This window comes from Asticcacaulis sp. AC466, assembly GCF_000495815.1.
Lineage (GTDB): Bacteria > Pseudomonadota > Alphaproteobacteria > Caulobacterales > Caulobacteraceae > Asticcacaulis.
The window spans coordinates 175,717-194,881 of sequence record NZ_AWGE01000013.1; the positions used below are offsets into that span (position 1 = coordinate 175,717).

The 19,165-nt window shown below is 60.6% G+C and carries 22 protein-coding genes; 7 read left to right on the plus strand and 15 right to left on the minus strand.

Annotation, left to right across the window (positions count from 1 at the left end):
* Positions 1-4 precede the first annotated feature (4 nt).
* From gcvPB to AEAC466_RS36290, 5 genes are all read left to right on the plus strand, one after another.
* Positions 5-1,537, plus strand: a complete 1,533-nt coding sequence (gene gcvPB / locus AEAC466_RS36275) for an aminomethyl-transferring glycine dehydrogenase subunit GcvPB (RefSeq protein WP_031239018.1) — start codon at positions 5-7, stop codon at positions 1,535-1,537.
* 58 nt (positions 1,538-1,595) lie between these two features.
* Positions 1,596-2,027, plus strand: a complete 432-nt coding sequence (locus tag AEAC466_RS36280; RefSeq protein ID WP_023458795.1) for a hypothetical protein — start codon at positions 1,596-1,598, stop codon at positions 2,025-2,027.
* Positions 2,028-2,300: 273 nt separating this feature from the next.
* Positions 2,301-2,753: a hypothetical protein gene (locus AEAC466_RS43820; protein WP_023458796.1), complete on the plus strand. Its 453-nt coding sequence runs from the start codon at positions 2,301-2,303 to the stop codon at positions 2,751-2,753.
* A 99-nt stretch (positions 2,754-2,852) separates the two neighbouring features.
* Positions 2,853-3,254, plus strand: a complete 402-nt coding sequence (locus tag AEAC466_RS36285; protein ID WP_023458797.1) for a hypothetical protein — start codon at positions 2,853-2,855, stop codon at positions 3,252-3,254.
* Between the two features lie 49 nt (positions 3,255-3,303).
* Positions 3,304-4,269: a cation diffusion facilitator family transporter gene (locus AEAC466_RS36290; RefSeq protein WP_023458798.1), complete on the plus strand. Its 966-nt coding sequence runs from the start codon at positions 3,304-3,306 to the stop codon at positions 4,267-4,269.
* A gap of 51 nt (positions 4,270-4,320) precedes the next feature.
* Here AEAC466_RS36290 and AEAC466_RS36295 read toward each other — a convergent pair whose 3' ends face one another.
* From AEAC466_RS36295 to AEAC466_RS36335, 10 genes are all read right to left on the minus strand, one after another.
* Positions 4,321-4,812: a F0F1 ATP synthase subunit B family protein gene (locus AEAC466_RS36295; protein ID WP_023458799.1), complete on the minus strand. Its 492-nt coding sequence runs from the start codon at positions 4,810-4,812 to the stop codon at positions 4,321-4,323.
* A 4-nt stretch (positions 4,813-4,816) separates the two neighbouring features.
* Positions 4,817-5,491, minus strand: a complete 675-nt coding sequence (locus tag AEAC466_RS36300; protein WP_023458800.1) for a F0F1 ATP synthase subunit B family protein — start codon at positions 5,489-5,491, stop codon at positions 4,817-4,819.
* A 63-nt stretch (positions 5,492-5,554) separates the two neighbouring features.
* Positions 5,555-5,812 carry a F0F1 ATP synthase subunit C gene (locus tag AEAC466_RS36305; RefSeq protein WP_023458801.1) on the minus strand — a complete coding sequence of 86 codons (258 nt, stop codon included), beginning with the start codon at positions 5,810-5,812 and terminating at the stop codon, positions 5,555-5,557.
* A 47-nt stretch (positions 5,813-5,859) separates the two neighbouring features.
* Positions 5,860-6,621 carry a F0F1 ATP synthase subunit A gene (locus AEAC466_RS36310; RefSeq protein WP_023458802.1) on the minus strand — a complete coding sequence of 254 codons (762 nt, stop codon included), beginning with the start codon at positions 6,619-6,621 and terminating at the stop codon, positions 5,860-5,862.
* Between the two features lie 61 nt (positions 6,622-6,682).
* On the minus strand, positions 6,683-6,979 hold the full coding sequence (locus tag AEAC466_RS36315) for an AtpZ/AtpI family protein (protein WP_035430013.1): 297 nt from the start codon (positions 6,977-6,979) through the stop codon (positions 6,683-6,685).
* Between the two features lie 289 nt (positions 6,980-7,268).
* Positions 7,269-10,742, minus strand: a complete 3,474-nt coding sequence (smc, locus tag AEAC466_RS36320) for a chromosome segregation protein SMC (protein ID WP_023458804.1) — start codon at positions 10,740-10,742, stop codon at positions 7,269-7,271.
* Positions 10,743-10,879: 137 nt separating this feature from the next.
* Positions 10,880-11,596, minus strand: a complete 717-nt coding sequence (locus AEAC466_RS0122555; RefSeq protein WP_052025140.1) for a thioredoxin domain-containing protein — start codon at positions 11,594-11,596, stop codon at positions 10,880-10,882.
* 1 nt (position 11,597) lies between these two features.
* Positions 11,598-12,218, minus strand: a complete 621-nt coding sequence (locus tag AEAC466_RS36325) for a DsbA family protein (RefSeq protein ID WP_023458806.1) — start codon at positions 12,216-12,218, stop codon at positions 11,598-11,600.
* A 9-nt stretch (positions 12,219-12,227) separates the two neighbouring features.
* Positions 12,228-12,875 (minus strand): DsbA family protein, encoded by a 648-nt coding sequence (locus tag AEAC466_RS36330; protein WP_023458807.1) that lies wholly within the window; start codon positions 12,873-12,875, stop codon positions 12,228-12,230.
* A gap of 112 nt (positions 12,876-12,987) precedes the next feature.
* Positions 12,988-13,539: a DciA family protein gene (locus AEAC466_RS36335; RefSeq protein ID WP_023458808.1), complete on the minus strand. Its 552-nt coding sequence runs from the start codon at positions 13,537-13,539 to the stop codon at positions 12,988-12,990.
* Between AEAC466_RS36335 and AEAC466_RS36340 the strand changes: the two genes are divergently transcribed.
* Positions 13,538-14,605 (plus strand): A/G-specific adenine glycosylase, encoded by a 1,068-nt coding sequence (locus AEAC466_RS36340; protein WP_023458809.1) that lies wholly within the window; start codon positions 13,538-13,540, stop codon positions 14,603-14,605. The genes AEAC466_RS36335 and AEAC466_RS36340 overlap by 2 nt on opposite strands.
* 79 nt (positions 14,606-14,684) lie before the next feature.
* On the plus strand, positions 14,685-15,056 hold the full coding sequence (locus AEAC466_RS36345) for a hypothetical protein (RefSeq protein ID WP_155913696.1): 372 nt from the start codon (positions 14,685-14,687) through the stop codon (positions 15,054-15,056).
* Positions 15,057-15,135: 79 nt separating this feature from the next.
* Here AEAC466_RS36345 and AEAC466_RS36350 read toward each other — a convergent pair whose 3' ends face one another.
* From AEAC466_RS36350 to AEAC466_RS36360, 5 genes are all read right to left on the minus strand, one after another.
* A complete protein-coding gene (locus AEAC466_RS36350; RefSeq protein ID WP_023458811.1) occupies positions 15,136-16,215 on the minus strand; it encodes a site-specific DNA-methyltransferase in 1,080 nt (359 codons plus the stop codon).
* 230 nt (positions 16,216-16,445) lie between these two features.
* Positions 16,446-17,060, minus strand: coding sequence for a ribonuclease HII (locus tag AEAC466_RS36355; protein WP_023458812.1), 615 nt, complete (start codon positions 17,058-17,060; stop codon positions 16,446-16,448).
* Between the two features lie 81 nt (positions 17,061-17,141).
* Positions 17,142-17,873 carry a DUF805 domain-containing protein gene (locus AEAC466_RS43825; RefSeq protein ID WP_023458813.1) on the minus strand — a complete coding sequence of 244 codons (732 nt, stop codon included), beginning with the start codon at positions 17,871-17,873 and terminating at the stop codon, positions 17,142-17,144.
* Between the two features lie 86 nt (positions 17,874-17,959).
* Complete coding sequence (locus AEAC466_RS43830) at positions 17,960-18,553, minus strand: DUF805 domain-containing protein (protein WP_052025141.1); 594 nt, start codon at positions 18,551-18,553, stop codon at positions 17,960-17,962.
* A 26-nt stretch (positions 18,554-18,579) separates the two neighbouring features.
* Positions 18,580-19,155 carry a DUF805 domain-containing protein gene (locus AEAC466_RS36360; protein ID WP_081714654.1) on the minus strand — a complete coding sequence of 192 codons (576 nt, stop codon included), beginning with the start codon at positions 19,153-19,155 and terminating at the stop codon, positions 18,580-18,582.
* Positions 19,156-19,165: the final 10 nt, after the last annotated feature.

The window sequence follows — 19,165 nt, forward strand, 5'->3', positions numbered from 1 at the left end:
CAAGATGAACACTGTGGGGCGGCCTTCCGCGCCGGAACTCGCCGTCGAAACCACCTCGTTCAAGAGCCTGCTTGGCGGCCGTGGCCTGCTTCAATCGGAAAAGCTGATCTTCGAAAAAGACGACTATAGCCGCACGGGGGTCGATTTCGCCGATATCGAGATTGATGCCGCCGATCTGGACGGCCTGCTGCGGGACGACCTGTCCCTGCCGGGCCTGACTGAGCCGGAAGCCATGCGCCATTACGTGCGCCTGTCGCAAAAGAACCACGCCATCGACCTGGCCCTCTATCCGCTCGGGTCGTGCACCATGAAGCACAATCCGCGCCTCAATGAAAAGATGGCTCGTCTGCCCGGTCTGGGCGACATCCACCCGCTCCAGCCGGTATCGACCGTCCAGGGCGCGCTGGCGCTGATCGATAGCCTGTCGCACTGGCTGAAGACCCTGACTGGCATGCCGGCCGTCGCCGTTACGCCCAAGGCGGGCGCCCACGGCGAACTGTGCGGTCTGCTGGCCATCAAGGCGGCGCACGAAGCCAAGGGGCAGGGGCATCGCCGCACCGTCCTGGTGCCGACATCGGCCCACGGCACCAACCCCGCGACCGCCGCCTTTGTCGGCTATACGGTCAAGGAAGTGGCGCAAACGGCCGATGGCCGCGTCGATGTGGCTGACCTGGCGTCCAAGCTTGGGCCCGATGTCGCCGCTATCATGGTCACCAACCCGAACACCTGCGGCCTGTTCGAACGCGATGTCGTTGAGATCGCCCGGCTGACCCACGAAGCGGGGGCCTATTTTTACTGCGACGGCGCCAACTTCAACGCCATTGTAGGCCGCGTCCGCCCCGGTGACCTCGGCGTCGACGCCATGCACATCAACCTGCACAAGACCTTTTCGACGCCCCATGGCGGCGGTGGCCCCGGCGCGGGCCCCGTGGTTCTGTCCGAAGCTCTGGCCCCGTATGCGCCAAAGCCGTGGGTCGTTGCGGGTGGTGCCGGCTTCCAAATGCTGGAACACGATGAGGCATCGTCTTCGGCCAATTTCGGCCGTATGTGCGCCTTCCACGGTCAGATGGGCATGTTCATCCGCGCCCTGACCTACATGCTCAGCCATGGTGCCGACGGCCTGAAGCAGGTGGCCGAGGACGCGGTCCTCAACGCCAATTACATCAAGGCGTCGTTGCAGGACGTGATGAGCGTGCCGTTCCCGGACGGTCCGTGCATGCACGAAGCCCTGTTCGACGATCGCTGGCTGGAAGGCACCGACGTGACCACGCTCGACTTCGCCAAGGCCATGATAGACGAAGGCTTCCACCCGATGACCATGTACTTCCCGTTGGTCGTTCACGGCGCCATGCTGATCGAACCGACCGAGACCGAATCGAAGGACGAACTGGATGGCTTCATCGCGGTCTTGTGCGCCCTTGCCGGTGCGGCAAAGGCGGGCGACGTGGCGCGCTTCAAGGGGGCGCCATACCTGGCTCCGGCCAAGCGGCTGGACGAAACCCGTGCCGCGCGGGCGCCGCGCCTTAGCTATAGCTAACTTGGCCTATAGCTAATTCGCGATAACCACTTTTTATGGCGCCATAGGCGAAGATGGGATGGACTTCCACTGCGGTCCATCCCATCTCTATGTCATGACGGTGTTTTTCAAACTGCTGATGACGGTGTCGGGCGTCCTGCTTATGGTGCTTGGTGTTGTCATCGCGCCTTTGCCGGGGCCGTTCGGCGTGCCGGTCATGCTATTGGGACTGATTCTGCTGCTCAGGAGTTCGACCTGGGTGAAGCGGCAGTTCATGCGCCAGGTTCATGCCCATCCCAAATTGTTGCGCCCCTTGCGCGCCATGCTGCGTCCCGGCGCCAAGGTCATAGCCATGATGTGGCTGCACACCCTGCGAATCGAACGTCGTCTGCTGCCGCAAAATCGCCGTTTCATGTACCGCTTCCGGCATGAACTCAAAACGATTCTGGCGGGTCGCCGCAAGAGGCCGCCAAAGCCCGCTCACGGCTCTGGAAAACTCCTGTCATACTAAGTGATGGCCCGCGCGCGCTTGCGATCAAGCGCCACATCGTATCCTGACATTTCCTTGTCTATAAGGGGTTTAAGGCATGTGTCGGCGGGTTTTCGGCGCATGTGTACGGGTTGGTTTTCCGTTGGGGAAATTAATTTTCGTCCACATTCATCTGATATTCAGCACACGCCTTTACATTGCCCTATTGTCTCTCCATATGGGGCGTATCGCGGTGATTTGCTGCGGTGCAAAATTCAGAGTTTTGGGGACGAGACAAGGCGTCCGGTAAAGATTATGTCCAGCGAACGTGGCGGTATTCCGCCGGAAAATTCAGTGGTTCAGCACAAGCCCGAAGGCGGCCGCAACTGGCGTGCCTATGCGCGCTCGGCCAAGCGCGGCCTCAAGCGCTTTTCCAAGAAGGTGCTGGGCTGGATTTTGATCGTTCTGGGCTTTATCTGCATGGCAGCCGGCTTCCTGCTGATCATCGTGCCCGGTCACTATTTCCTTGTCGTCGTTGGTCTTATCCTTGTCCTGCGCAACGCCTTCTGGGCGCGCCGCCAGTTCATCCACCTCAAGCGCCGCCACCCCAACTGGGTCATGCCGCTGCGCAAGCTGCTCCGCCGTAACCCGCAGGTCGTCTCGGTCTTCTGGCAGCAGGTTCTCAAGTTCGAGCGGATGATCCTGCGCGGGAAGGGGCAATTGGTTGGCATGCGCCGCCGATTTCTCCGCAAGCCGCGCACGGTCTAAACGCAATAGATAATCAAGCCCTCCGGTCCAGCCGGAGGGCTTTTTTGTATTTCGCATTGTCCATGCTACCTTGCGCGCGATAACAGGGCAGGGCAGGCGATGGCCAACGAAAAACTGCACATTTTGCTGCATCTCCTGGCGACAACCTCGCCATTGGACATTTTCGCCGATCTGACGTTTGTCGCTAAGGTGGCAGTGTTTGTCGTCGCCATCGCCGCGATCTGCGGGACTGTCGTTTTCATTCGTCGCGATATCGGCATTTATTCCAAAGCATTGGCGACGTGCGGGCGAACGGGATTGGCGGCGAGTGCTTTTGGGGCCGTTTACTCGGGCGTGAATGCCTATCTCGGTCTTGTCGGAAGCTCCAACCCCTATCAATTCAATGAGGTCGCGCAGGCGATCATTATCGTTGCATATGTATTGGTCCCCGGACTTATCGTCTGGTTTTTCGCGCGTCTGAGCAATGTTGGCGTGCGCCGCGCTTCACCGACACCTGATTGATTTCTTATGCGCGGAGCGTCCACCGTCTCGTCGATAGAACGGAGGCGGGATGGCCGCGAACTCAAATACGGTGGTTTATGCGGCGCTGGCGGGCAACCTGCTGGTGGCGGTGACGAAAGGTATCGCCGCGGCGCTGACCGGGTCTTCGGCCATGTTGTCCGAGGCGGTCCATAGCCTCGTCGATACCGGCAATGAAGTCCTGCTGCTTTATGGCATGCACCAGTCCCGTCGCAAGGCGGACGCAGCGCACCCGCTTGGATATGGCCGGGAAATCTATTTCTGGAGCTTTATTGTCGCCCTCCTGATCTTTGCGGTGGGGGCAGGGGTGTCCGTCTACGAGGGTATAACCCATATCCAGGCCCCTGAGCCAATCGACAGGCCATGGATCAACTATGTCGTTCTAGGGCTGTCCTTGGTCTTTGAGGGCGGCTCCTGGTGGGTTGCCCTGAAGGCGTTTCGCGAGACCAAGGGCGATCAGAGCTATGTGACGGCTATTACAAACAGCAAGGACCCGCCGAAGTTCATGGTTCTGTTGGAAGACACGGCGGCCCTGATCGGCATCGTCATCGCCTTTATCGGCACCTGGGCCTCGGTAACTTTCCATGAGCCGCGCTTCGATGGCGTGGCCTCCATCTTGATTGGATGCGTCCTGGCATCGGTGGCGGTGTTCCTGGCGCGTGAAAGCAAGGGTTTGCTGATAGGCGAAAGGGCCGATCCGGCAACCCACGACGGCATCGTGCGCATTGCCGAAGCCATGCCGGGGGTATTGCGCGTCAATGGCTTGCTGACCACCCAGATGTCGCCCTCCGAAATTATCGGCGCCATGAGCCTGGAATTCGATGACAGTCTAAGCCTTACGGAGCTTGAGCGACTGGTCAGTCGTATGGAAGCCGAGGTCAGGGCCAGCTATCCGCAGATCACCTCTTTGTTCATTAAGCCGCAATCGCCCCAGATCTATGACGCGGCTCGCAAACGGATGGCTGCGCAAGACCAACTCGGCGATCCATCGCTATAACAAAAAAAGCCCGGAGCGAACTCCGGGCCTTATTTCAGGATGGTGAGCCGTTTAGTTGAAACGGCCTTCCAGTTGACCAATGGCCTTGTCGACCAGGGTATCGGTCGTCGTCTTGGCGACGCGATCGAGCAGAACCCGCTCAGCCAGGTTCGCAGCCAGATCGGCAGCGGCCGCCTTGACTTCGGCGGCAGCGCTGGACTCGGCCTGGGCGATCTTGCGTTCGGCCAGTTCCTCACGACGCTTGATCGTTTCTTCCAGCTTGGTACGGGCTTCGGCGGCCATGCGGACGGCTTCTTCCTCGGCGAACGCGATGATTTCGCGGGCCTTAGCTTCGGCTTGCTGGCGCTGAGCCTTGATGCTGTTGAGCAGGTCAGTCGCTTCCTGGCGGATGCGAACGGCTTCGTCCAGTTCAGCACGAACGGCTTCGCCGCTGGCGCCCCACGATGACCAGATCTTGCCCGGCACGCCGGCGAAGATCAGGATCAGGACGAATACGCCCAGGGCAATACGGACCCAGAATTCGGCGTCTTGCAAAAGTTCCATCGTCCTAGACCTTTCCCAGCGCGGACTTGAGCGCAGCAGCGGTCGCCGCCTTGCCCGTCAGCTTTTCGACCAGAAGCGACGCGGTTTCCGATGCGATGTCGGCAACGTGGCCCATGGCTTCGTCACGCGCGGAGCGGATGCGGGCTTCAGCTTCGGCCAAACGCTTGCCGAGCTTTTCGTCCTCGGCAGCGGTCGCCGCGGCGACCTCGGCGTTGGAGCGGGCGACAGCCTCGGCCGCCAGCTTGCGCGCGGCAGCGTGGGCTTCGGCGGTTTCGGCAGCAGCCTGCTTGGCCTGGGCTTCGGCTTCATCGCGATTGGCGCGCGCATTGGCCAGATCCTCGGCGATGGTGGCGCCACGGGTGTCGATCACCTTGCGGATGCGCGGCACGAAGACCTTCGACATCAGCAGCAGGAAGACGGCGAAGATGAACACGAGCCAGACGATCTGACCGGCCCAGTGATCGGTATTCAACTGCGGCAGACCGCCTTCGCTGGCCTCATGATGTTCGCCGGCGGCCACCGTTTCGGTGGTCGTGGCGTGAACGTCATGCGTCACGGCCTCGTTCGTGCCCGGCACCAGGGTCGCGACCGTGGTCACGCTGGGGTTTGCCGAGAAGGAAGCGCCGGATGCGTCCGTACCTTCAGTCGTAATGGCCTCCGGAGAGGTAGCGGCTGTCATAATATATCCTTGAGAACTTAGTACCGGCGCGGGGAATTCCGCGCCGGGGGTCAGTTTTCGAGATTACAGGCTCGGATTGCCGAAGAGGATCAGCAGCGCGATAACGAAGGCGAAGATGCCGAGGGCTTCGGTCAGCGCCATGCCGATGAAGAGGTTGGTCTGCTGCGTCTTGGCAGCCGACGGGTTACGCAGGGCGCCGACATAGTAGTTGCCGAACAGGATGCCGAGGCCGATACCGGCGCCGATCATGCCGAGGGTGGCCAGGCCGGCGCCGATGTACTTGAGGCCGCCAGCGATAAGGGTTGCGGATGCAGTGTCCATGGGGTGTAAACTCCGAGTTTGGATAGGGACTGATTGAAGTAGAAAACTTAGTGGTGACCGATATTGACCACGTCACTGAGATAAACGCAGGTCAAAACCGCGAACACGAAGGCTTGCAGGTAAGCGACCAGGAATTCGAGAGTCGTCAGGGCGACGATGGTGGACAGCGACAGGGCGCCGATGGCGTAACCGCCGATGCCCATGGCCAGACCAGTGATGATGAAGCCGGCGAACACCTTCATGACGATGTGACCGCCCAGCATGTTGCCGAACAACCGGAGCGTCAGGGTGACAGGGCGCATGACGAAGGCGATGACTTCGATCGGCACCAGGACCACAAGGATGTACCACGGTACGCCCGACGGCACGAACATCTTGAAGAAGCCCAGGCCGTTGCGGATGAAGCCGACGCCGAGGACCAGGAGGATGGTCATGGCGGCCAGGGTCAGGGTGACGGCAATCTGCGAGGTGGCCGTGAAATAGGTGAACATGCCGACGAGGTTACAGCTCAGGATGAACAGGAACAGGGTCAGCACGTAGGGCAGGAACTTCCGGCCTTCGTGACCGATGATCGAATCGGTCAGATCGTCCATCAGGCCGAAAATGCTTTCGGCGACGACCTGGCCGCGACCAGGAATGATGCTGGCGCGGGCAGTGGTCATGGCGAAGAAAAGCAGCGTCGCGCCGACGGCGATCAGCATGGCCAGGACCGAATTGGTCAGCGACAGGTCGACATGGATGCCGCCCACTTCGAAGACGGGCCCCTGGACGATGGTCTCAATCTTAAACTGGTGTAACGGATCGGCCATAAGCCCCAAAACCTCTTTAGACAATTTCAGCCCCACCGGGGCGAACCAAATTCTTACAAAGCTACTTCGTATCCCGGCCAGACCGGACGACCGCATAGACCGCCACAATCATGCCCAAAATACCGCCGATGATAATCCCCCACGGACGCGTGTGGAGATATTCATCGCTGAGCCAGCCCAGTCCAAGACCGCCGAGAATACCCCCGATCAGTTCGCCGAGGGCTTGGTAGCCCTTATTGGCGCCGACTTCACCGCTGTAATCCGGCGTTTCACGCTTGCGCGCTTCGATCGCCTTCAGCCGCTTGTCGAGGTCGTTCAGTTCATCCTGATCCGACTTATCGGGTGGTTCATCTGTCACGTTCAGCACCTGGCAGGCGGAATAACGGGTTGCTATTCCGGCTTCGAACGGCGCGGAACCTACTCAGTTGAGTCTCAAAGGTCAAGCAATTGGGACCGATAAAACGCATGCCTTTGAAAATAATCCGCAAACAGCGCTGTCATGAGATTTCATGCTTGTGTGTAGTGTAGCGCATCTTGGTGTTATAAAATCACTTTTCGGGTATAGCTAAGAATAAAATCGTGCAAATTGCCGCTAATTGTTCGGATAGATTAGCGTGCGCTGCGGCATCATTCAACGCAGCGGCGGTTTATGCCACGTTTTCGGCGACCAGGGCTTCCGCCTGCGACAGATCGACGCTGACCAGCTGCGATACGCCGCGCTCCGACATGGTGACACCGAACAGGCGGTCCATGCGTGACATGGTAACCGGGTTATGGGTGATGGCGATGAACCGCGTCTTTGTACGCCCGCGCATTTCGGCCAGCAGGCGGCAATAGCGATCGACATTGGCGTCATCAAGCGGCGCATCGACTTCGTCCAGCACGCAGACCGGCGCCGGATTGGCCAGGAAGACGCCGAAAATCAACGCGGTAGCCGTCAGCGCCTGTTCGCCGCCGGACATCAGGCTCATGGTCGACAGGCGTTTGCCGGGTGGGCAGGCGAAGATTTCGAGGCCCGCTTCGAGCGGATCATCCGATTCGACCAGCCGCAATTCGGCCGATCCGCCATCGAAAAGGGTGACGAACAGGGTCTTGAAGTGTTCATTGATGATCTCGAAAGCGGCCAGAAGCCGTTCGCGGCCTTCGGCATTCAACTCGTCGATCCCGTCGCGCAGTTTGGCGATGGCGGTGGTCAGGTCCGAGCGCTCGCGGCTGAGTGTATCGAGACGGCCTTCGTATTCGGTGGCTTCCTCTTCGGCGCGCAGATTGACCGCGCCCAACTGGTCGCGTTCGCGCTCCAGGCCGGACAAAAGTGATTCGGCTCCCGACGCGTCGGTGGGGGTGGCGATGGCCTCTTCCTTCAATCGTTTGCCCAGATCGTCCGGTGATCCGCCGGTCTGGTCGAGAATCATCGCCTCGATTTCGCCGGCCTTGCCCTGAATGGCTTCCAGGCGGGCCGTGGCACCGGCGCGTTCTTCACGGGCGGCAGACGCTTCCTGCTCCAGGATGCGGACATTGATGTCGGCGTCGCGGCGCTCCGCTTCGGCGGCGTTCAGCTTGTCGCGTGCTTCGTTGAGACGCTTTTCGGCGGTTTGCAGCGAATCGATTAGCGCGATGCGTTTGCTTTCGAACTTACGCGGTGCGGACTGGGCAGTCTCCAACGCGACGCGCGCGGTCTCCTGATCCCTTTCCAGCTTCAGCAGCCGCGCAGCGGAGTCCTGGGTGCGGCGCGACCATTCGGTCAGTTCGCGCGTCAAGGTCCGTTCGCGGCCTTCGCGCGCCTGGCGGTCGCGGATATCCTGATCCAGATCGGCGCGCGCCTTCATGACCGCCTGGCGGTAGGTGTCGGCCTCGGCGCGGGCAGCGTTCATGCGCGCCTTCATGCCCTCTGTGTCCAGGGCATCGGACTGCGCGGCGACCAATGTGTCATAGGCGGCCTTGGCTTCGGCCTGTTCGCCGGTGAGACGGGCGAGGGTGGCCTCCAGCCCTTCGAGACGCGCTTCGAACTGGGTCTGGGCGCGCAGGCGTTCATCCAAGGCCGTCTGGCGCGAACGAACGGCGCGTTCCAGATCGGGTAGGCGATTGCGGGCCGTCCGCAGGGCGTCTTCGTGGCTACGCTGGGCGTTCGCCGCATCGGCCTGGGCGCTCTGGGCGGCGACAAGCCGGGGTTTCAGCCCATCGATTTCCGTTTCCAGCTCATCGTGACGTGTGCGTTGGGCCAAGCGTACCGCGGCAGGCTTCGGTGCCTTGGCGCGCACGATCAGCCCGTCCCACCGCCACAGGTCGCCTTCGCGCGAAACGAGCCGCCCCCCAATCGGCAGCAGGCTTTGCAAGCGGTCTCCATCATCGCGCGAGACAATGCCAACCGTCGATAAGCGCAGGCTGAGGGCATCGGGCGCACGAACGTGATCGCTTAGCGGTGTCACGCCCAGCGCGGCCATGTCGATGCGCTGGGCGCGGCTTTCGAAGTCTTCGCTCCAGAAGGCCAGTGCGCTTTGCACATCCTTCTTCGACAGGCTGAGATTGAGATCGTCGCCCAAGGCGGCGGCCAGGGCCAGTTCATAGCCCTTGTCCGGGCGCACCTGGTCGAGGACAGGGACGCCGTCCTTGCGATTGCCCGCCAATATCTGCGACAGGCCGCGCGCCTCGGCGGTCAGCCGGCCAAGCTGGTCTTCGATGTCGCGGGCAGTTTTGCGCGCCTGGGCCTCGGCATTGATCAGGGCCACACGACCGGCATCTAGGTCTTCGACGGCCTTGCGGCCGGCGTCGAGATCGGCCTGCGCCTGCATAGCTTGCGCTTTCAGACCCTCGACGGCGCCGTAGTCGAAGGTGCCCAAGGCCTTGCGGTCGTTCTGAGCGGTCTGGAGTTGAGTGTTCAGGCGGTCGAAGCGCGACTTGGCCTCGGTTAGGCGGGCGGCCTCCAGCCTGGCGCGCTCGACCACAGCCGCCTGTTCGGCAGCCACGATTTCGATGGCGTGATCTGCCTTGCCCCGTTCGGCTTCGGCCGCTTCGACCGCGGCTTTCAGTTCCGGTTCGCGTGACGGTGCGGCGGCGATCTCTTCCTGTACACGGGCCAATCCCGATTGCAGCCGTTCGACCTGCACCGATCCATCCGAAGACAGATCGACTTCGCGCTGAAAGTCGGCCCTGAGGCGGGCAATGTCGCCTTTCAGCCGTTCGATCTCCGAGGCCGCCTGCTTTTCCTCGAGGTCGAGCCGCTCCTTTTCGATATTCAAGCGGTGATTAACCGTGGCGGCGACGGCCTCTTCCTCGCGCAGCGGCGGGATGAGTTCGGCAGCCTTGAGCGCGGCGGTCTGACCGACGGACGCGGCGCGGGTTGTGGCTTCGACGCGGGCCGACTGGGCCTGCATGTCGCTGACCGCGCCTTCAAGGAGGGCGCGGACCTCAAGCCATTTGGCGTGCAGAATTGCCTTTTGCAGGGCGCGGATTTCGGCGGAAATCTTCTTGTACTTGTCGGCCTGGCGGGCCTCACGCTTCAGGCGCGACAGGGCCGAATCCAGTTCGCGGGCGATGTCGTCCAGCCGCGACAGGTTCTGTTCCGCCGCCGACAGGCGCAGTTCAGCTTCGTGACGGCGGGTGTGCAGCCCGGAAACACCACCGGCTTCTTCGAGCACGCGCCGCCGGTTTTGCGGCTTGGCGGCGATCAGTTCGGAAATCTGGCCCTGGCGGACCAAGGCCGGTGAGTTGGCGCCGGTCGAGGCATCGGCAAACAAGAGCTGCACGTCGCGGGCGCGCACCTCCTTGCCATTGATGCGGTAGGACGAGCCTGCGCCGCGATCGATGCGGCGGGCGACGTCGAGCACCGGCTGGTCGGTAAACGGCTGGGGGGCCAGACGTTCGGCATTGTCGATTGTCAGAGTGACTTCGGCCCAGTTGCGCGACGGGCGCTTATCCGATCCGGCGAAGATGACGTCGTCCATGCCGGCGCCACGCATGGCCTTGGCCGAGGTCGCGCCCATCACCCAGCGCAGGGCTTCCAGCAGGTTCGACTTGCCGCACCCGTTCGGGCCGACAATGCCGGTCAGGCCCGGGTCGATGCGAAACTCGGTCGCATCGACGAAGGACTTGAAACCCGAAAGCTTGATCTTCTGAAACTGCAAAGGTGGGCCCAATTCGCCTTTTTGGCGCGCAATGACGATTCTTCCACCTTCATAGCACGAAGGCGGGCGTCAAGACACTTTGCGGGAAAGGGCGACGATTTCTGTGGACAGGGCCGGGCAGGGGCGCGGAGGTGAAGCTATTTCGACGCGTCGGCGATGGCGGCTTCGATATCCTTCATTTCATAGGTGCTGACACGTTTGCCGTTGACGAAGAAGGTTGGCGTGCCGCGCACGCCGTCCGCCGCCATGTGGGCGCGCATATTATTCATGAAGCCGCTGAAGCCCGGACCATCCATGATGCAGGCATCAATAGCCGCCTTTGACATGCCGGTCTTGGCTGTTACGTCGGCGAAGACAGTACCGATCTGGTGGCTGCTGTAATAGGTATCCTGACCGTTGAAGAAGGCATGGACGACCGTGAAATAGGGCGTGGCGTCGGCGGGCGTCTTGCTCTGGGCGACGGCGCAGCGACCGACCAGAAAGGCCGACAGGGCGTATTGCTGGGGCTCGGTCAGGACCTCACGAAAAATGTAGCGGACCTTTCCAGTCGCCAGATATTTCTGCTCGAAGGTCGCCCAGTTTTCCTTGTTCCAGTCTGCGCAGTGGGGGCAGGAGGCGGAGGCATATTCGATAACCGTCACCGGAGCGTTGGCATTGCCCAGGCTCATATCGGGCAAGAGGCCAGGCGCGGTCGCCGGAATGACGGCGGCGGGGATGGCAGGCTTTTTCATAACCGCCTGCTTCACAACCGCCTGGGCGGCTGGTTTTGCCGCCGGTTTATGGGTTGGCGTCGCCGCCAAAGCCTGTCCTGCCATAAGCCCAAAGGCGATGATCGCCATCCCCAAACGCTTCATATTATTTGCCTTCCAGCAGCGGTTTGAAGGCCTCGTCGAAATCGGCGATCGTGCCGGTCTTGCGTTCGAACTTCTTGCCATTGATGAAGAAGGTCGGCGTGCCTTCGACGTCGTCTTCCTTCAGGTACTTGTCGACATTGTTCTGAATGCGCTCAAGCCCCTTGGGATCGGTGACGCATTTATTGAATTCCTTTTCCGTCATGCCGACAGACTTGGCGATGCGCTGGAGAACCGGCAAGGCATTGGTGGTGGTGCCGTCGCCGAACATCTCCTGTTGGGAGCGCATGATGGCGTCGTTGACCTTGAAATAGTTGGCCTTGCCCGAACAGCGGGCCAGCAGGATACCGGCTGCCGAGATGTCGCGCGGTTCGGTGAGGAATTCGCGGTAGACATAGCGGATTTTACCCGGCGTGATGTACTTGGCCATCAGTTCAGGCATGACGTCCTTGTTGAACTCGGCGCAATGCGCGCAGGTCACCGAGGCGTATTCGATCAGGGTCACCTTGGCATTGTCCGGCCCCAGGCTCATATCGCCGTCACCGACAGGCGAGACCTTGCTTCCGCACCCGGCCATGAGCAGCAGAGCGCCGACACCGGCGATTTTCAGTAACGTATTCAACATGGGAGGTCCTTACTTGCCGGCCAGCAGGGGTTTGAAGGCGGCGTCGAAATCGGCGATCGTGCCTTCTTTCAACGTCAGCTTCTTGCCGTTGGCGAAGAAGGTCGGCGTGCCGGTGATGCCATCCTTGGTGAGGTATTGTTCATTGATGTCGCTCAGGCGCTTGAGCGCGGCTTGATCGGTGATGCACTTGTCGAAATCGGCTTCGGACAGGCCAACGGACTGGGCGATATTGAGCAGGACCGGGCGGGCGTTCTGGTCGTTTTCACCGGTGACATACATCTGCTTCTGGCCGGCCATGACGGCGTCGATGACCTTGAAATACTTGTCCTTGCCGGCGCATTCGGCCAGGCGGTGCCCGGCGGCCGCAACCGTCGGCGCGCCGGTCATCATGGGCCGGTAGACGTAGCGGACCTTGCCCGTGTCGATATATTTGGCCTTCAACTGCGGCATCACTGTTTCATTGATGTGGGCGCAGATGGGGCAGGCGACCGAGGCATATTCGATCAGGGTGATGGGCGCATTGGCCTGGCCCATCGACATTTCATCGGCGCCGACCGTGCTGGTCGATGCGGTTTTGCTGCACCCCGTCAGCAGCGCCAGGCCGAGGACGGTCGCACCGGCAAAGGCGCCGCAGGATTTAACGGAAAGAGTTTGCATAGTTTCGAGCCCCGGAACATGTCTGGTTGCGTCCGAGTCCGACCGGGACTCGCACCTGTAATCTACGGCCTTTTTAAAGCGTTCCTTTGCGCTGTAAATATGGCACGTCGCCTTACTTCATATTTTCGCGTTTGAGCACGGAGCGCCCGAGCTTCAGCAGCGTCTTTTTCAGCTTGTCGTCGGTCACGTCGGCCAGGGATTGTTGCAGGCCCAATTCTTCCTGCGCCGACAAGGGCTTTGGCCGGACGATAGGCGCCCTCGTCTTTGGCTGAGCCATGACACCCTGGATGATGCGTATGCGCTCAATCGTCCTGGCGCCGAGGAACAGGTTGATGCGATCAATGAGTGTCGAGGTATTATGGGTGATCAAGGTGGCGTGGGTCGAATTGGCGACGCGTATTTCCAGCGCGCCACTGGTCGATTGGCGGCCCTTGACGATGCGGACCGGCTCGCTGAGTTTGGCGAGGTTTTCGCCGACAATTTCGTTCCAGCGGTTTTTCAGCTTGCCCGATCCGTCGTCCATGGCTTCGAAGCGCGATTGCAGGCTTTTCAGAAGGGGCTGAACCTGTTTTTGTACCGCCGGCGGTGCCTTGGGCGTACGCCGAGTGCGAGTCGTGCGTAAGATGCGCACCGATTCTTCCAGGGATGGCAGTTCGCGTTTCATGTTGACGATTATACTGAAGGACACGGCGCTTGTCGCGCGTTTAAGGGCCGGTCTTCTCGATTGGTACGATCGTCATGGCCGAAAGCTGAAATGGCGCGAAGGCAGCCGGGATGCCTACCGCGTCTGGCTGTCCGAAGTCATGTTGCAACAGACGACCGTGCCGCACGCCACGCCCTATTATGAAAAGTTTCTTAAGTCGTGGCCTAGCGTGCGTGACCTGGCGGCGGCCGAGGACGGCACGGTGATGGCCGAATGGGCGGGGCTTGGCTATTACGCCCGGGCGCGCAAGCTGCTGGAATGTGCCCGGACCGTGGTGCGCGACTATGACGGCGTCTTTCCCGCCAGCGAAACGGAACTGCTAAAACTGCCGGGCTTCGGGCCCTACACGGCGGCGGCGGTCGCGGCCATCGCCTTCGGTCTGCCTGCCAATGTGGTGGACGGCAATATCGAGCGGATCATGACGCGACTCTATGCCATCGAAACGCCGTTGCCGGCGGGCAAGGCCTTGGTACGAGAAGCGGCGGCGCAGTGGGTGGATGAGGCGCGCGCCGGCGATTGGCCGCAAGCCCTGATGGACATGGCCAATCTGATTTGTCGGCCGAAATCTCCGGCCTGTGGCGAATGCCCGCTAAGCCTGGCCTGCACGGCGAAGGCGCGTGGCGACCAGGAGCGGTTTCCGGTCAAGCTGGCCAAGGCGCCAAAACCACGACGTCATGGTGTCGCCTATGTCATGCTGAATGGTGACCGGGTGATCGTCGAGCGCAGGCCGGACAAGGGATTGCTGGGCGGCATGTTGGGCCTGCCACACGCCGACTGGCGGGCCGATCCGTATGGCGCGCCGGACCCGGGCTGGCATCTGGCCGGCAGCTACGAACACGTTTTTACCCACTTTGCCCTGACGCAACAGGTGTGGGTAAAGGCTGTGTCCGAGGCTGAGGCGGCCGTTCTGTTGCGCGATAATAATGCCTGGCAGTGGATGCCCGTCGGCGAAAAAGCCCTGCCAACGGTGTTTGCCAAGGCGCTGAAACTGAAAGACGCCAGCGCGGAGCTGGATCTGTTTAGATAAAAGATCGCCCTGCTTAATTTTGACAAAAATGTCAAAACTCAGTAGTCTACTGACAAAATAAACGGGCAGGGAACCGGTTATGCGTCGCTTCGTGAAGCTAGGGGCGTTATGCCTATTGTGCGCTGGCGGCTCGCCCGCTTTGGCGGCGGACTATGTCGATCTGTCCGACCTGATTTTCTATTATCGGCCCGAACAGACGCGCTATCGCCCCGACCACATAGACGCCACGGACGTGGATCGGGGGCAAAGCATCACGCTTGTTTGCTCCATCACGCGTTACGGCCATCTGGCCGACTGCGAGCCCGCAGGCGAAGTGGATGCCGAAGCCGGCTTTGTCCGTGCTGCCATTCGCAATGTCGAAAGCTGGATCGTCGCCGACTACACCCGGTCCGGCACCCCGACCGAGGGCCGCCAGGTCTGCGTCACCGTACGTTTTGACCTGGCTGTCTGATGCGCACGACCCTGGAAATGCGCATAAAAAATGAGCACGGACGCCGGTCCGTGCTCATGGTGTTGGGATGTTTTTGACCTCAGTGTCCTTGGCGGATACGCGAACGCAGATCGTCGATCGGCTTTAAGCCGGCGTCCGATTTGAAGCGCCAATAGGTCCATCCGTTGCAGGCGGGGCTTTGTTCCATCATCGCGCCCATCTTGTGGATGGAGCCGGACAGGTCGCCATGTACCAGGGAGCCATCGGCTCGAACGCGGGCGGTCTTCTGGCCCTTGGGGCAATACAGCGTATCGCCGGGGTGGATAAGGCCGGCTTCGACCAGGGCGCCGAACGGCACGCGCGGTTCGGCCTTCTTGGAGCCCATGACGGCCAGATCGGATTCCTTGGCCGGGACAACGCGGGCAATGCGTTCAGCCGCCAGCTTTTGATAGGTCGGATCGCGTTCGATGCCGACGAAATGGCGCCCGAGCCGCTTGGCGGCGGCGCCGGTCGTGCCTGTCCCGAAGAAGGGATCGAGTACGACATGGCCGGGCTTGGAGCAGGCCAGCAGGACGCGGTAGAGCAGGGCTTCCGGCTTTTGCGTCGGGTGCGCCTTGTTGCCGTTCTCGTCCTTCAGGCGCTCATCGCCCGTGCACAGAGGAATGGTCCAGTCGGAGCGCATCTGGGTGTCTTCGTTGAACGCTTTCAGGGCGTCGTAATTGAAAGTGTAGCGCTTTTGGCCCTTGGCCTTGGTCGCCCAGATCAGGGTTTCGTGTGCGTTGGTGAAGCGCGTGCCCTTGAAATTCGGCATCGGGTTGTTCTTGCGCCAGATGACATCGTTCATCACCCAGAAGCCCATGTCCTGCATGGCGACGCCGAGACGGAAGATGTTGTGATAGGAGCCGATGACCCAGATGGCGCCGTCATCCTTGAGGACCCGGCGGCATTCGCGCATCCATTCGCGCGTGAACTTGTCATAGGCTTCGAACGAGGCGAACTGGTCCCAATCGTCATCGACGGCGTCGACCTTGGAATTGTCCGGACGCAGCAGGTCGCCGCCAAGCTGGAGGTTATAGGGCGGATCGGCGAAAACGAGATCGACGCTGTTGTCGGGCAGCGATTTCAGCACCTCAATGCACTCACCGGGATAGATGGTGTCGAGCTTGAGCGGCGCCTGCATGACAGGGGTAGACTGGAGAGCGGTCGATTTGCGCAAGACGTAGATCCTTCTGACACGGGTATCGGGCCCGTTTGGGGCCGCAGGGCAGGTAAGTCCCTGAATCCGTTCACTAGAATCAGTACGCAGTTAATGGCTGGTTAAATTAACCATGTTGAAGAATCGGCCGGATTCACTTTTTTGCGGGTGAGTCCGAAAAGACTCACTTTTGCCCCATCCGGCCGTGTTTTGGGTTATTCTGCGGGGATGCCGGGCGCACGCGATAGGTCGCGGATGGTGGCCCAACTGGTGCGATGAATGGGCGAGGGGCCATGCAGACGCAGCGCTTCGATATGGGCGCCGGCCTGGTAGCCCTTGTGCTTTTTGAAGCCATAGACCGGATAGACGATATCCATTTCGATCATGATACGGTCGCGCGCAGTCTTGGCCAGGATCGACGCCGCAGCAATCGAAAGGGACCGCGCGTCGCCACCAATAACGGCGGTGGAGGGAATCGCCAGCTTCGGGCAGCGATTGCCATCGATCAAGGCGTGCTCGGCACAAGGGACCAGCGCTTCGACCGCACGTTTCATGCCTTCCATGGTGGCGGCCAGAATATTCAGGCAGTCGATTTCTTCGACCGACATGGTGATTACCGACCAGCAGACGGCCGCCTCCTTGATCAGCGGCTCCAATTCGAAGCGGCGCTTTTCGGTCAAGGCCTTGGAATCGTCTATGCCGTCGGGGATGCGCGCCGGGTCCAGGATGACCGCAGCGACGCACAAAGGACCGGCGCACGGTCCGCGTCCGGCTTCATCGACGCCGCATATGCGTCCGTTCAGGGTAGTTTCGAAACTAAAATCGGCCATGGTGACTCGCTCATAAACCGCTTTGCGGAAAATGTTGAGAGCCTTTAGCGCCTCACGCGATGCCAGTTCTCTGAAAGTCGTCTAGCGGCGCTTCCCGAAGGTTGGCCGTGCGGCGGTGCTGGACGGGGCCATGGGGCGTGTCGGATAGGCTGGGCTTTCCATGACCGGCGCAACCGTCCGCATCTGAGTCTTGCCCGCGGGACTGAAATCGAACACGGGTGTGTGTGGCACGTTGGCGTCGTCGTGGCTTTCGCGTGCGGCGCGTTCGTGGGCGGGGCCTTCGAATATGCGGGAGATGTCGCTTCCATCGCCTTTTGGATCCGGGCCAAAGCGATTGCTGCCTTGCGTTCCGGGCAATAGGTGGAAGACGAAGGTGACTGTCGCCGCCGCCATCCAGATAAACATGATCACGAACACGGGACTAAGCGCGTGCAAGAGTAATGCGGCCTGGCTCCCCGTGGGCTGAGGTCCCATGCCGCGCATCTGTTGCAAGTTGGCGATCAGCGTTGCGCCGCCTACGGGCAGATAGATCACCAGGGCAACGGTGCCGACGACCGGCGCAAACAAAAACCACCAACCCGTCCGGTCGGTATCGTGAAAGCGTCGAACGGCGACCGCGATGGACGGGATGAGAATTGCGAGCGAAAAAAGGCCCTGAAATAGGGCGATAAACTTGTTCCCGTCGGAGACTCTCAGGACTTCGAAAATAACACCGGCGAAACTTTGAAACGCACACCATTGCCAGTATTCGGCACGCCGCGCGCGGCCATTGAAATCGGCGTACTTGACGAAGGGCTGTAAAAACAGGGGCATTGGGGGATCCTGCGGGATGGGCCAGTACGCGATACTATTGGCCGCATCCTACAGGAAAGCCTTGAAAACAGGCTTAAGCCTTATGGTTAAAACATCACTTCCGGCGTAGCGGGCAGGCCGCGGCCCTTAGGGTCGGCGCCGAAACGATTGGGGCCCGGCGTGCCGTCCGTGACGTAAAAGACGAGCATGACGATCTGGGATATCAGGACGGGCAAAAAGAGACACAGAAACATCGAACCCAACATTTGACCCACGAAATGCATGCTCTGGGCATCGGTCATCTGTCCCCCGGAACCGAGGACCGTGAAAAACTGCGAGCCGAAGATGATGAAGAACAGGATCAAGCCGGCGAAGGCCACGACAATCGGCATGACAAGCCACCAACCTGTACGGTTTATGTCATGCAGCCGGCGGACGCCAACCGCCAGAGTTGGCAGAAGCAGGCCGAGATTGATGAGGCTGAATATCGGCATGATCTGAAGATAACGGCTCATGAACTGTTCCGGATTGTGACTATTCATATCTATGCCGCTCAGCATGAAACTGGTGCTGATCGTCCCCATCACCGCGCCGACAAGGAGACGGAACAGAACCCACAGCCAGAATTCAGAGCGGCGAGAGCGTCCCTGGAAGTCGACATATTTAACCAAGGGCTGAAACATCAGAGGTACGCTGGACATATAAGAGGTCTCCTCAGATTGAAAAGTCAGGTGGGTGAAACGCCGAAACGATTGGGGCCCGGTGTGCCGGGCAGGGCGCAAAAGACGTAGATGACGATCTGTGCCAGGCCGCTGGGGATTACCACCCACGGCAGTATGAGTTCGAATATCGGCCATTCCAGCTTGAGAATGGTCAGGGGATTGGCCATCAGGGCCGGATCGGTTGGCATCTGGCTGACCATATTCATCATCAAACTTATAATTTGCGGCCCATTGACGGCGAACGCGACGCCATAAGCCAACATCGACACGACGACCGGCATGACCAGCCACCACCCTGACCGGCCGGTGTCGTGCAGCCGCCGCACGGCAACCGCCAGGTAGGGAACCAGCATGGCGAGATTGATCAGGCTGTAGAGGGGCGACCAACGCAGATAGGCGAAGAGCGCCTGGTCAGTATCAATACGACCATTGTGGTAGGCTGAGCCTATGACAAATGCGGCCAGAACCGCGAGGAACAGGTACATCAGCAGCAGAAACAGCCAAAATTCGGCGCGGTTGGACCGGCCGGTGAACTCGGCATATCTGAAAAACGGTCGGAACATGGCTGGGGCTTTTGACATTCTGGGCTTC

Coding starts and splice junctions, on each gene's coding strand:
- gcvPB (WP_031239018.1), top strand. CDS start 5: ATGAACACTGTGGGGCGGCCTTCCGCGCCGGAACTCGCCGTCGAAACC.
- AEAC466_RS36280 (WP_023458795.1), top strand. CDS start 1,596: ATGGACTTCCACTGCGGTCCATCCCATCTCTATGTCATGACGGTGTTT.
- AEAC466_RS43820 (WP_023458796.1), top strand. CDS start 2,301: ATGTCCAGCGAACGTGGCGGTATTCCGCCGGAAAATTCAGTGGTTCAG.
- AEAC466_RS36285 (WP_023458797.1), top strand. CDS start 2,853: ATGGCCAACGAAAAACTGCACATTTTGCTGCATCTCCTGGCGACAACC.
- AEAC466_RS36290 (WP_023458798.1), top strand. CDS start 3,304: ATGGCCGCGAACTCAAATACGGTGGTTTATGCGGCGCTGGCGGGCAAC.
- AEAC466_RS36295 (WP_023458799.1), bottom strand. CDS start 4,812: ATGGAACTTTTGCAAGACGCCGAATTCTGGGTCCGTATTGCCCTGGGC.
- AEAC466_RS36300 (WP_023458800.1), bottom strand. CDS start 5,491: ATGACAGCCGCTACCTCTCCGGAGGCCATTACGACTGAAGGTACGGAC.
- AEAC466_RS36305 (WP_023458801.1), bottom strand. CDS start 5,812: ATGGACACTGCATCCGCAACCCTTATCGCTGGCGGCCTCAAGTACATC.
- AEAC466_RS36310 (WP_023458802.1), bottom strand. CDS start 6,621: ATGGCCGATCCGTTACACCAGTTTAAGATTGAGACCATCGTCCAGGGG.
- AEAC466_RS0122555 (WP_052025140.1), bottom strand. CDS start 11,596: ATGAAGCGTTTGGGGATGGCGATCATCGCCTTTGGGCTTATGGCAGGA.
- AEAC466_RS36325 (WP_023458806.1), bottom strand. CDS start 12,218: ATGTTGAATACGTTACTGAAAATCGCCGGTGTCGGCGCTCTGCTGCTC.
- AEAC466_RS36330 (WP_023458807.1), bottom strand. CDS start 12,875: ATGCAAACTCTTTCCGTTAAATCCTGCGGCGCCTTTGCCGGTGCGACC.
- AEAC466_RS36340 (WP_023458809.1), top strand. CDS start 13,538: ATGTTGACGATTATACTGAAGGACACGGCGCTTGTCGCGCGTTTAAGG.
- AEAC466_RS36335 (WP_023458808.1), bottom strand. CDS start 13,539: ATGAAACGCGAACTGCCATCCCTGGAAGAATCGGTGCGCATCTTACGC.
- AEAC466_RS36345 (WP_155913696.1), top strand. CDS start 14,685: ATGCGTCGCTTCGTGAAGCTAGGGGCGTTATGCCTATTGTGCGCTGGC.
- AEAC466_RS36350 (WP_023458811.1), bottom strand. CDS start 16,215: ATGCAGGCGCCGCTCAAGCTCGACACCATCTATCCCGGTGAGTGCATT.
- AEAC466_RS36355 (WP_023458812.1), bottom strand. CDS start 17,060: ATGGCCGATTTTAGTTTCGAAACTACCCTGAACGGACGCATATGCGGC.
- AEAC466_RS43825 (WP_023458813.1), bottom strand. CDS start 17,873: ATGCCCCTGTTTTTACAGCCCTTCGTCAAGTACGCCGATTTCAATGGC.
- AEAC466_RS43830 (WP_052025141.1), bottom strand. CDS start 18,553: ATGTCCAGCGTACCTCTGATGTTTCAGCCCTTGGTTAAATATGTCGAC.
- AEAC466_RS36360 (WP_081714654.1), bottom strand. CDS start 19,155: ATGTCAAAAGCCCCAGCCATGTTCCGACCGTTTTTCAGATATGCCGAG.